This is a genomic window from Clostridium sp. BNL1100 (assembly GCF_000244875.1).
Lineage (GTDB): Bacteria > Bacillota > Clostridia > Acetivibrionales > DSM-1351 > Ruminiclostridium.
Window position 1 is genome coordinate 77528 of the sequence record NC_016791.1, and the last position, 12962, is coordinate 90489.

10 protein-coding genes and 1 riboswitch are annotated in these 12962 nt (G+C 37.9%); all 10 genes read left to right on the forward strand.

The window, feature by feature from the left end; all coding sequences use genetic code 11:
* Positions 1-11 precede the first annotated feature (11 nt).
* Positions 12-2015 carry a DHH family phosphoesterase gene (locus CLO1100_RS00370; protein ID WP_014311774.1) on the forward strand — a complete coding sequence of 668 codons (2004 nt, stop codon included), beginning with the start codon at positions 12-14 and terminating at the stop codon, positions 2013-2015.
* A gap of 27 nt (positions 2016-2042) precedes the next feature.
* Positions 2043-2489, forward strand: a complete 447-nt coding sequence (gene rplI, locus CLO1100_RS00375; protein WP_014311775.1) for a 50S ribosomal protein L9 — start codon at positions 2043-2045, stop codon at positions 2487-2489.
* A gap of 42 nt (positions 2490-2531) precedes the next feature.
* Positions 2532-3872, forward strand: coding sequence for a replicative DNA helicase (dnaB, locus tag CLO1100_RS00380; RefSeq protein ID WP_014311776.1), 1341 nt, complete (start codon positions 2532-2534; stop codon positions 3870-3872).
* 21 nt (positions 3873-3893) lie between these two features.
* Positions 3894-5315 carry a tRNA lysidine(34) synthetase TilS gene (tilS, locus tag CLO1100_RS00385; RefSeq protein WP_014311777.1) on the forward strand — a complete coding sequence of 474 codons (1422 nt, stop codon included), beginning with the start codon at positions 3894-3896 and terminating at the stop codon, positions 5313-5315.
* A 36-nt stretch (positions 5316-5351) separates the two neighbouring features.
* Positions 5352-5891 carry a hypoxanthine phosphoribosyltransferase gene (gene hpt, locus CLO1100_RS00390; RefSeq protein WP_014311778.1) on the forward strand — a complete coding sequence of 180 codons (540 nt, stop codon included), beginning with the start codon at positions 5352-5354 and terminating at the stop codon, positions 5889-5891.
* 243 nt (positions 5892-6134) lie between these two features.
* Positions 6135-7994 (forward strand): ATP-dependent zinc metalloprotease FtsH, encoded by a 1860-nt coding sequence (gene ftsH / locus CLO1100_RS00395; RefSeq protein ID WP_014311779.1) that lies wholly within the window; start codon positions 6135-6137, stop codon positions 7992-7994.
* Between the two features lie 86 nt (positions 7995-8080).
* Complete coding sequence (locus CLO1100_RS00400; protein ID WP_014311781.1) at positions 8081-8473, forward strand: thioesterase family protein; 393 nt, start codon at positions 8081-8083, stop codon at positions 8471-8473.
* A gap of 67 nt (positions 8474-8540) precedes the next feature.
* Positions 8541-8642: riboswitch (SAM riboswitch) on the forward strand.
* A gap of 103 nt (positions 8643-8745) precedes the next feature.
* Positions 8746-9936, forward strand: a complete 1191-nt coding sequence (gene metK / locus CLO1100_RS00405; RefSeq protein ID WP_014311782.1) for a methionine adenosyltransferase — start codon at positions 8746-8748, stop codon at positions 9934-9936.
* Between the two features lie 153 nt (positions 9937-10089).
* Entirely contained in the window at positions 10090-10428 is a 339-nt protein-coding gene (locus CLO1100_RS00410; protein WP_014311783.1) for a hypothetical protein, read from the forward strand.
* Positions 10429-10545: 117 nt separating this feature from the next.
* Positions 10546-12945 (forward strand): AAA family ATPase, encoded by a 2400-nt coding sequence (locus CLO1100_RS00415; protein ID WP_014311784.1) that lies wholly within the window; start codon positions 10546-10548, stop codon positions 12943-12945.
* Positions 12946-12962 lie beyond the last annotated feature (17 nt).

Sequence of the window (12962 nt, forward strand, 5' to 3'; positions counted from 1 at the left end):
GGAGAATTCAGATGGATAGCAGAAAACTATCACGGATATTTATTCCAAAGGCTGGTTTTTACCTTTGGGTAATTTTCTTTCTCATAATAGTAATAACGGCTTTAAACCCTTTGGTTTCTATACCGGGGTATGTTTTGCTTGTGTTTCTGGTGATTTATAACTATAAGTCCACCCATATCAGAAACCGGGAAATAACCAAGTACATAGAGACACTTACCTTTAATATAGATTGTGCTACAAAGGACACCCTATTAAACTTTCCTATGCCTTTGGTACTTGCAGAATTAGATGGGACAACCGTATGGTATAATTCCTCCTTCAAGGGCATATTCCAGAATGACACTTTTCAGGAGGAAACAGTAGCCGGACTTGTTTCTGACTTAAAACCCCAGATGATGGAAGGGGACAGCATAAACATATCTTCGGAAATCACTATAAATAACAGACATTATTCAGTTCTTGGCAATTTAGTAAAGCTTGACGACAGTAATAACGAGGAAAGCGTTATTGTTATGCTCTATCTTGTCGATAACACTGAATTAATAGACGAAAAAAAGAAGTTTGAGGAAAATAAAAACACCGTAGGACTTATAGTAATTGACAATTATGATGACCTGATGCAAAGTATGGAAGACGCTGTAAGACAGCAATTACTGGCGGAAATAGATAAAAAGGTTACCAGTTGGATAAGTCACACGGGAGGAGTTCTGAAGAAATTTGAAAGGGACAAATATCTTTGTATATTTGCATTCAAGTATCTGCATGAACTTGAAGAAAAAAGGTTTGAAATACTGGAAACAGTTAAGGAAATAAATCTCGGGAACAAGATTCCTGTTACACTCAGCATAGGGTTGGGGATAAATGCTCCCACAATTGTTGAAAACCTGCAAAATGCAAATGCATGTATTGACATAGCACTTGGTAGGGGCGGCGACCACGTGGTAATAAAAGACGGCGACAATTTCCGGTTCTTTGGTGGTCGTACCAGAGAGCTTGAAAAAAGGACAAGAGTCAAAGCCAGGGTTATTGCTTATGCTTTAAGAGGTTTGATAGATCAGGCGCCGTCCGTGCTTATAATGGGTCATGAGAATGCTGACATAGACTGTCTTGGAGCAGGACTTGGCATTTACCGTATTGTAAAGAACAGGGATAAAAGAGTAAATATTGTACTGAATCATTCCAATGCAAATATAGATGCAATACTGAACAAGATGGCAAAGGAACCCGAATATACTAACGTTTTTGTTGGTACAAATGAGGCTCTGGACCTTATAACCAAGAAAACACTTCTTATAGTAGTTGATACACACAAACCGGGATTTACGGAGGCTCCGGAACTGTTGAAAATGACAGAACAGGTAGTAATCATAGACCACCACAGGAGAGGGGCTGACTTTATTCAGGATGCCGTACTCTCCTATCAGGAGACCTATGCATCCTCAACTTGTGAGTTGGTAACAGAGCTTCTGCAATACGTAGAAGACAGAATAAGGCTTACCAATATTGAAACGGAAGCTTTATATGCAGGAATCGTTGTAGATACAAAAAACTTTATATTTAAAACGGGTGTAAGAACCTTTGAGGCAGCGTCATACCTGAGAAGACAGGGTGCAGATACGGTATCTGTTAAACAGTTATTCCAAAATGATTTAAAAACTTACATTACTATTTCCAATATAGTAAAAGATGCAGAAGTAGTGTATGATAATATTGCAATATCCATTTGCCCCAACAATATCAAGGGTGCGCAGCTTATAGCAGCTCAGGCTGCAGATCAGATGTTGAGTCTTTCAGGACTTGTAGCGGCATTCGTTTTGAGTTACCATAATGGAGAGGTTGTAATCAGTGGAAGATCTCTTGGGGATATAAATGTACAGATGATTTTGGAAAAGCTTGGCGGGGGCGGACATCTGACGGTAGCAGGTGCTCAGATTGAGGATGTATCCATACAGGATGCAAAGAAAATGCTTAAAAATGCTATTTACGAATATATAGACAGCCTTGCAAAGGAATAATTAAACCGCAAACAGGAGGGTCAATCTATGAAGGTTATATTAAAACAAGATGTTAAAGGTTTGGGAAAAAAAGAACAGATGGTTGAAGCCAGTGACGGGTATGCAAGAAATTTCCTTCTTCCAAGAGGACTTGCAGTAGAGGCTACTTCATCAAATGTAAACATAATGAAAACCAAAAAAGAAGCAGAAGCTCAGAAGAAAGACCGTGAAATATCACAGGCAAAGGAACTGGCAAAGAAGATAAAGGATATAACAGTTACATTAAAGGTAAAAGCAGGTGAGAACGGAAAGCTTTTCGGGTCTATAACAAGCAAGGATGTTGCGGAAGCACTAAAATCCCAGCAGAAGCTTGACATAGACAAAAAGAAACTGGTTATGCCAGATTCACTCAAAGCTGTGGGTACTTTTGAAGTTGAAGTTAAACTGTACCCCGAAATCAACTCAAAGTTTACAGTAAAGATAGAAAGTCTGTAAGATTTATAGGAACAACAACTAAAAACAAGGTGGAATATTATAATGGATATAGGAACTCTTGGCCGAATTCCTCCTCAAAGCCTGGAAGCGGAACAATCTGTTCTTGGATCTATGCTCATAGACAAGGAAGTTGTTCCTGTTGTTATGGAGATATTAAAATCAGAGGATTTCTACAGGCCGGATCATAAAGAAATATATGACGTAATTATTGAACTATTTGACAGAGCCCAGCCCATCGACTTGATTACTGTATCCGAACGCTTAAAACTTCACGGCAAGCTTGATCTTGTGGGTGGACTTGAATATTTGACTAATATTGCAACTGAGGTACCTACAACGGCAAATGTAAAGCATTATGCAAAAATAGTTGAAGAGAAGGCACTTTTGAGAAAGTTAATAAAGGCTTCATCAGATATAGTTGATCTGGGATACAACGCATCGGAGGAAGTATCCTATATACTGGACAAGGCAGAGCAAAATATATTTGATATACTTCAGAAGCGTAGTTCACAAGGCTTTGTGCCAATAAAAGATGTTCTGGTAGATACATTTAACAAATTAGAAGAATTATATAATAATAGTGGAAACATAACCGGAATCCCTACTGGATTTGCTGATCTTGATTTTAAAACATCAGGCTTGCATAATTCAGACCTTATTTTGATAGCTGCCCGTCCTGCAATGGGGAAAACTGCTTTTGCGCTAAATCTTGCACAAAATGCAGCCGTACACAGCAATGTCCCCGTTGCAGTATTTAGTCTGGAAATGTCCAGAGAGCAGCTTGTAAACAGAATGCTTTGCAGTGAAGCAATGGTTGACAGTAATAGAATGAAAACTGGAAAGCTTGAAGACAACGACTGGCAAAAGGTTGCCAAGGCATTAGGACCGCTTTCGGAGGCGCCCATATTTATAGATGATACACCGGGTGTATCAATTACTGAAATAAGGGCAAAATGCAGAAGGCTAAAGCTTGAACATAATCTCGGACTTGTAATTATAGATTACCTGCAGTTAATGCAGGGGAGCAGGTCAAAAAGTGAAAACAGACAACAGGAAATCTCTGAAATATCCCGTTCTCTCAAGATTCTTGCAAAGGAAATAAATGTTCCGGTAATTACATTGTCACAGCTTAGCCGTGCTCCGGAAGCAAGAACCGATCACAGACCGATACTGAGTGACCTGAGAGAATCTGGAGCAATAGAGCAGGATGCTGATATTGTAATGTTTCTTTACAGAGATGATTATTATAATCCTGAAACAGAAAAGAAGAATATAGCAGAGGTAATACTAGCAAAACACAGAAATGGTTCTACGGGAACAGTAGAGCTTGTGTGGTTGGGACAGTACACAAAATTTGCGAATCTCGAAAAGTTCAGGCAATAAAAACGGGTAAAGGGAATTATCATGCTCAAACAATTGGTTTTTGAAACCATTAAAAATAAGGGGCTTATTAATTATGGAGAAGGCGTAATTGTTGGCATATCCGGAGGGTATGACTCAGTGTGCCTGCTCCATGTCTTGTATTCTATTTCAAAAGAATTGGGAATAAAAATATATCCTGTACACGTAAACCATATGTTAAGGGGTGAAGAAGCCCTCAGGGATGAGAATTTTGTAAGGAGCTTATGCTCTTCTTTAGGACTTGAGGTTTACGTAAAACGTGTTGATGTTGCAAAAAAAGCAAAGATCGAAAAAACATCTCTGGAGGAAGCCGGCAGAAATGCCAGATACGAAATATTTAGCCTTGTTGCGGACGAGCAAGGTGCTTCAAAAATCGCTGTTGCCCATTCAAGAAATGATCAGGCAGAAACCATTTTAATGAGAATTTGCAGAGGTACAGGTTTGGATGGACTCAGGGGAATGGAGTATAAAAGAGATAACATTATACGCCCCCTGTTAGATGCTGACAGATCCCAAATAGAGGAGTATGTAAACGGAATTGGATTAGAGGCTGTTACTGACAGCTCCAATCTTCATACCGATTATTTCAGAAATAGAATAAGGCTTAGTGTGATTCCGGCAATTAATGAGGCATCCGGGTCGGATATTACTGAAAATTTACTAAGATTATCTAAAATAGTTGTAGCAGAGGATGATTATTTAAGATATAATTCTGAATTATACTATCAAAAATCAGTTCTTTCTGAAAAGAGAATGTATACAGAACTGGATTTGAAGGTATTAGCAGAAGTGCATCAAGCTATCAGATTACGTGTCTTGAGGATAGCTGTAGGAAAAACCTGCGGAACACTTAATGGGTTTGAGTACATTCATATGGATAAGCTCAACAACCTTATTGAAAACGGAAGAACTGGTGCTCAGATTGATTTACCTCATTCTATGGCAGCTGTAAGGACTTATAACTCGTTGATTTTAAAAGAACAGGGAAAAATACTTCGGGAACAGTTTGAAAAAGTTCTTCAAATTCCTGGAGAGACTGAAATACAAAATAAAGGTATTATTGTTAAAACTGAAATTTTCAAAATAGAATCAATTAAAAGCTGCCGGGAATTTATAAATTGTAACGAAAAAGCTCATACTAAATTTATTGATTTAGATAAATTGACTTCATCCGGGGAAAATGTCCTGTTGAGAAACAGAAGAGACGGAGATGTTTTCAAACCATTAAAGTCAAATGGTACTAAAAAACTAAAGGAATACTTTATAGATAATAAGGTTCCTAGAGAGATTAGGGATATGATTCCGCTTTTAGCATTGGATAAAGAAATAGTATGGGTAGTAGGAAATAAAATAAGTGATAATTATAAAGTAACTGACAATACTAGAACTGTATTGAAGATTTCTTGTATTCCAGAGAAAAAATAAAAAAGATTTGCTTATATCAAGGGGGATTAGCATTAAATGGACGTTGTAGAGAGAGTATTGATTTCAAAGGAACAGTTGGACAAACAGGTCGAAGAACTTGGTGCTAGAATTTCAAAAGACTACGAAGGACAGGAGTTAGTTATTATTGGGGTTCTTAAAGGAGGATTTATTTTTCTTGCAGACTTAGCCAGAAAAATAACAATTCCCGTTGACCTGGATTTTATGTCAGTATCAAGTTACGGTAATTCCTCAAAATCATCAGGAGTTGTAAAAATAATAAAGGATGTTGATACAAATATTACCGGAAAGCATGTATTGATAGTTGAGGATATTATAGATACAGGTCTTACACTCAACCACTTGGTAGAACTACTCAAAACAAGGGGGCCCCTGAGTGTAAAGGTGTGTGCTGCACTTGATAAGCCATCAAGAAGAAAGGTTGACCTCAAGGTTGACTATAAAGGAATTGAAATACCAGATGAGTTTGTAATTGGTTACGGACTTGATTATGCGGGTAAATACAGAAATATAGCTGAAGTATGCGTATTGAAAAGGGAAGTGTACACAAAAAAATAAAATTTATTACTGATTATGGTGTTTATTGTGTTTTATATGTGTATATGCTAATATAATATATACTGTACAAATTGGAATAATAAGCTAATAGAATAGTGTTGTTTATGCAATATATCCAGGAATGGCAGCCGCATTTTTTCGGGTGTTTGGATTAAAATTTAAATAATAACTCAGTGTGCGAAATGAAGCAAAAAGGCCTTTGAGTTATATTTGATACCTGGGTCTAATTAAGGAGGGAGATATTTGAAATATTTTAAGGGTATCAGTTTTTATATAATTATTTTTATACTTATTTTGGTTATAATAACCTTCTTTACTGCTACTGATAATCCACCTAAAATGAGTTATTCTCAATTATTAACGGAAATGAAGGCCGGGAATGTAAAGAGTATAGGTTTACAAACAGACACGGCTACAATTGAATTGAAGAAGCCAAAGGAAAATAATAAGACCAAATTTGTGGTTATTGTCCCTCCGGATGTTACATCTGCATCTGATAGATTTACAGCTGCATTGGATAGTAACCTTATTGAAGATTTTCATGTAACACAGCCTCCTCAACCGCCATGGTGGGTGTCGATGCTGCCGACTGTAGGTCTTGTAATAATATTAATTCTCATATGGTTCTTTTTCATCCAGCAGTCTCAAGGCGGAGGCGGGGGCAACAGGGTTATGTCCTTTGGAAAAAGCCGTGCAAAAATGACTGTTGACGATAAGAAAAAGGTTACATTCGAGAATGTAGCCGGTGCAGATGAAGAAAAAGAGGAACTGGCAGAAATAGTTGAGTTCTTAAAAGCACCAAAGAAGTTTGTTGAACTGGGTGCCAGAATACCAAAGGGTGTACTCCTTGTGGGACCTCCCGGAACAGGTAAAACACTCTTGGCTAAAGCTGTATCAGGTGAAGCCGGGGTACCGTTCTTCAGCATCAGTGGTTCCGACTTTGTTGAAATGTTTGTCGGTGTTGGCGCATCACGTGTACGTGATCTTTTTGAACAGGCAAAAAAGAATGCACCATGTATTGTATTCATAGATGAAATAGATGCCGTAGGACGTCACAGAGGCGCCGGATTAGGCGGAGGCCATGACGAAAGAGAACAGACCCTTAACCAACTTCTTGTTGAAATGGATGGTTTTGGTATAAATGAGGGAGTAATCATACTTGCGGCAACAAACAGACCTGATATATTAGACCCTGCTTTACTAAGACCGGGTCGTTTTGACAGACGTGTTGTTGTTGGTTTGCCAGATATAAAGGGTAGAGAGCAGATATTAAAGGTTCATTCAAGAGGAAAGCCATTAGCAGATGATGTAAAGCTGGACGATCTTGCGAGAATAACTCCGGGCTTTACGGGAGCAGATATTGAAAACCTTTTGAACGAAGCTGCTTTGCTAACTGCCAGAGCAAATAAGAAAAAAATAGGTAACGAAGAGATAAAAGAAGCTGCATTCAAAGTAATGATGGGACCTGAAAAGAAGAGCCGTGTTATGAGCGAGCATGACAAGAAGGTTACCGCATTTCACGAAGCGGGTCATGCAATTGCAATAAAGCTTGTATCCTCAAGCCAGAAGGTAGACAGGGTGTCAATCATACCAGCAGGTATGGCAGGCGGATATACCGCAAGCAGACCTCAGGAGGATAAGAGCTATCATACCAAGTCTCAACTGATTGAAGAAATAATTATTGCACTTGGCGGAAGAGCTGCCGAGGACATTATTATGGATGAAGTCAGTACCGGAGCATCAAGCGACCTTAAAAAGGTTAATCAGATTGCAAGAAACATGGTTACAAAGTATGGTATGAGTGACAAACTTGGCAATATGATTTTCGGAAATGAAAATGATGAAGTTTTCATTGGAAGGGATCTTGCTCAGGCCAGAAACTACAGTGATGAGGTTGCAGCAATAATTGACAATGAAGTTAAAAGTATCATTGACAGTGCATATGAAAGAACCGTGTTCCTGTTAAAAGAAAATATCGGAAGACTTAATAAACTTGCCGAAGTACTTCTTGAGAAGGAAAAAGTCGAAGGTGCAGAGTTTGAAGAGATTTTTGAAAGTGTGGCACTGGAGGGTTCTTCACAAACACCTCAGTTGGAAGGTTAACTAGATTTTAAATATTTAGGGGGTTGCTTTTACAATGGGCAAGCCCCTTAATTATACTTATTTTCACATGGGAGGATATTATTCACATGGAACTAAAGGTTGGGATAACAGGAAGCACAGAGGTACTTGTTTCGGAGGCTAATACTGCAAAAACTATGGGAAGCGGCAGTCTTGATGTTTTTGCAACGCCTGCCATGATTGCATTAATGGAAAAGGCGGCTTCAATGGCTGTACAGAATTATATTGATGAAGATAGCTCAACTGTAGGGACTATGATAAATATAAAACATATTGCTGCAACCCCTATAGGAATGAATGTAACTGCAAGGGCAGAGCTTGTTGAAATTGATGGGAAAAGGCTGGTATTTACAGTGGAAGCTTTTGACGGAAAGGATAAAATAGGAGAGGGACAGCATGAGAGATTTATTATAAAAGCTGCAAAGTTTATATTAAAGGCAAACAGTAAATTAAATGAATAATAGTAATTAACTTCTATTGACTAATAGACCAATTTATGGTTAAATAAACATAAAAGTTAATATTTAATCCTTATCAAGAGAGGTGGAGGGAATGGGCCCGATGAAACCCGGCAACCAGCATAGTTTTGCATGGTGCCAATTCCTCCGGGTTTTGCCTGGAAGATGAGGGGTGTTATTGATATAAAACATGACAAACCTCGGAAGAGGTTTTTTTATTTTATAAAAAAATCTCTAATTAATAATTTTTATTTAAATAGGGGAGGTAGTATTGTATGACAAAAAGGCTTTTTACTTCTGAATCAGTAACAGAGGGGCATCCCGACAAAATCTGTGATCAGATATCTGATGCAGTATTGGATGCAATTTATGAAAAGGATCCTCAAGCAAGAGTTGCATGTGAAACAGCAGTTACAACCGGTATGGTAATGGTAATGGGAGAAATCACAACCAACTGTTATGTTGATATCCCCAAGGTAGTAAGAAATACTATCAGGGAAATAGGATATGACAGAGCAAAATATGGATTTGACTGTGATACTTGTGCTGTAATGACTTCTATAGATGAACAGTCATCGGATATTGCTATGGGTGTTGATAAGGCACTTGAAGCAAAAGTAGGTGAAATGAGCGAAGAGCAGATTCAGGCTATAGGAGCAGGAGACCAGGGAATGATGTTTGGTTTCGCATGTGATGAAACACCTGAGTTGATGCCTATGCCTATAATGTTGGCTCACAAGCTTACTTTGAAGCTAAGCGAAGTAAGAAAGAATGGATTGGTAAAGTATTTAAGACCTGACGGTAAATCACAGGTTACTATCGAGTACGATGGGGACAAGCCTGTTAGGGTTGATACTGTAGTTATATCCACTCAGCACGGAGCAGACGTCAGCCATGACACTATAGAAAAGGATATTATGGAGCATGTAATCATTCCTGTAATTCCTAAAGAGTTGCTGGATGAGGGTACAAAGTACTTCATTAATCCTACAGGCAGGTTCGTAGTCGGAGGACCTCAAGGAGATTCCGGACTTACAGGCAGAAAAATCATAGTTGATACTTATGGTGGATACGCTAGACACGGGGGCGGTGCTTTTTCAGGAAAAGACCCTACAAAGGTTGACCGTTCCGCTGCATATGCTGCAAGATATGTAGCTAAAAACATCGTAGCAGCTGGCATAGCTCGCAAATGTGAAGTTCAACTGGCATATGCCATTGGTGTTGCAAAACCTGTATCAGTACTTGTTGATACCTTTGGAACAGCTGTTATAGCTGAGGACAAGATTTCAGAATTAGTAAACAAACACTTTGACTTAAGGCCGGCTGCTATCATAAGTAAACTGAATTTAAGAAGGCCAATTTACAGAAAAACAGCAGCATATGGTCATTTCGGAAGAGAAGATGCAGAATTTTCATGGGAAAAGACCGATGTAGCTGATGCATTAAGAAAAGAAGCAGGATTATAAGATTTTTATTTTTAAAGAACATAAAAGGGGTACAATTTCACGGCAGTAGTTAAGCTGCTGAGAAATTGTACCCCTTTTTAAACTGCCTCTTTGTAACAAAACATACCAATGATTCATAAAATATGGTACGAGGAATGTTAAAGGAGGAATTTTATGACAGATTTAAGCTACATAATTTTAGGACTATTCTCCATTTACGGTATTATAAGTTTGTTTAAAAGTATTTTCAGATTGTTGGAAAACAAAAAGTATTATGTTGAAAAGGCAAACCTTGTTCTCTTGGTAAATGATCAGGAGGAAAATATTGAAAGAATAGTTCGTGAAGCCATGATGAGTAAATTTGTAAGAAATATAGCCATAAACGGAAGCTTTATAGTTATTGATATGAAATCAAAGGATCAAACTTATAAAATACTTAAAAAGCTTGAAAAACAGTACCCCCTGGTTGAGGTGTGCAGCTTTGATGAGAGGGAAAGTATCTTTTATAAATGAATAGAGAAATACAGCCAAGGTATCCTTCTTGTAGCAGTATACAAAATAGGTTAAGATATATATGTTACAAATAAAATTAATAGGGACAAGCACTTATTTTACAGTTTGGAGGTTACCGTGGCAACAGGACAATTTCAACAGCAAAGATGGTCATTTGACAGTTACCCTGTGGGGGCAACGCTAAGCATTATTGGCCGGTTTGACTATAAAATATATGAAAATGCAGACAATGGCTATAAAATCTATACTTTTGATATAGAAAGAATTGTTGATGAGGATGGATTTGAGCATGAAGCCCAGGACCTTATAAGTGTAACAGGATATTATGAGGTGAATGACCATTGTGCGGTTCTACCCTGTAAAATTGTCGGTACCGTAGGAGTATACAAAGGTGAAAAACAGCTTAAGGCTGATATTGTAGAATTTATTGAACCTGCTACGGATGAAGGAATAATAACCTTTCTATCATGTGGAATAATCAAGGGCGTGGGAGAAAAAACCGCAAGAAATATTGTTGTCGGCTACAAAACAGCTTCAGGTTTCATCGAGGGCTTTGGGAGCAACACGTTGGAGATTATAAAGAACGAACCACTTTCTCTTGTGAAAATAAAAGGTATATCTGCTGATAAAGCGAGGCTTATCCACGATTCCTATATGGAAAACATGGAGTATCAGAACGTTATGATTTTCTTTCAAAAATTTGGGGTATCATCAGCTAAGGCAATGAAGATCTACAATACTTTCAAAGGAACCTCCATAACTATTGCCGAGCAGAACCCATATATGTTTACGAATATAAAAGGCTTTGGGTTTAGAACCTGTGATGAAATAGCAAAAAAACTGGGAATAGATTCTCACTCTATATTCAGAATGGAAGCCGCCCTTAAAAGCGTATTGGAAGCAGCTGAAACAGAAGGACATTGCTACTTATACAGACAACAGCTTTTACAGGCAACTTCAAAAGCTTTAAGTGATAATGTTGATAAAATCAGCGAGGATGAACTGGAAGAAGCCTATAAGAGAATGATAAAAACGGGACTTCTTGTGAATATAACATATACAGAAAATGAAGATAGATATGAAGCTGTTTATACAAGGGAAATGCAAAAACTTGAATACGAGACTGCACTTGCCATTAAAAATATAGTGAGGTGTCAGCCTGAAGTTAGCGTGGTACATGTGGACAAGTTGATAGAGGAGTTTGAAGAGCTGAAAGGCTTTGAACTTGAAGCCATGCAAAAGGAATCTGTTAGAGCTGTTTTTGAAACAAACATGCTGATTCTCACCGGTTCTGCCGGAAGTGGAAAAACTACTACTGTAGAATGTATGATATATGTGTTGCAAAGAGTTTTTGAGAACCGTGAGGAAATGAGTTTTATGCTGGCAGCACCAACAGGAAAGGCTGCTAAAAGACTTACAGAAATAACGGGTTTTGAAGCAATGACCATACACCGGCTTCTTCAATTTTCCTACGAAAATAAGGGCTTTTTTTACAGACAAGGCAACGAACTTCCATATGACCTAATTGTAATCGATGAAAGCTCAATGCTTAGTATAGACCTGGCCCATGCATTGTTTACTGCTATTTCACCTGGGACAACCGTAGTTATGATTGGTGATACGCAACAGCTCCCATCGGTAGGTGCGGGAAATGTGCTTGATGATATGATAAAAAGTGGAGTTATACCTACGGTTAAGTTAAATGTTATAAAGCGTCAAGCAGACGGGTCCGGCATTATTTCAAATGCCAACAGAATTATAAATGGCGAAATGCCTGAAATAATCAATCAAAACAAGGATTTCTTTGTAATTGAAGAAGATGACAAATACAGGGTTGTAAAGAAGACTCAGGAAGCATTAAACAGGCTTATGACAGCCTATAACCACACAATAGATGATATTCAAATAATTTGCCCGCAAAAATCTTCTGAAATCGGGACGTATGAATTAAACAAAGCAATACAGGAGATGGTTAATCCTGCAGAAGAAAATAAACAGGAAATAAAAAGAGGAAATAGTGTTTTCAGAGAAGGAGACAAGGTTATTCACCTAAGCAATAATTACGAGACTCCTCATTATCAGAGAGACCCCGAAACCGGAAGATATTTTGCTGAAGAGAACTGTGGCATTTTTAACGGCGATATAGGGAGGATTATTGAAATATCCAATATCAAAGAAATTGAATCAGAGGATGAGGATGCAAGCACACCTGAAAAGAAGGTAGCGGTTCAGTATGATGATTTTATAATAATTTATCATGTAAATGAACTTGAGGAGATAGATCTGGCATATTGCCTGACAGTTCATAAAATGCAGGGGTCCCAATGCGAAGCTGCAATTATACTATGTCATATGAGAAACTATGTTATGCTGAACAGAAATCTTGGATATACAGCTGTTACAAGAGCCAAAAAAATGGCGTGTATTATAGGACAAAAGAAGGCAATAAAATTAATGGTTTCAAATGTTAAAATTAATGAAAGAAATTCAATGCTCTGCGACCTTTTAAAGTTATGATAACCCAGTGCAACATA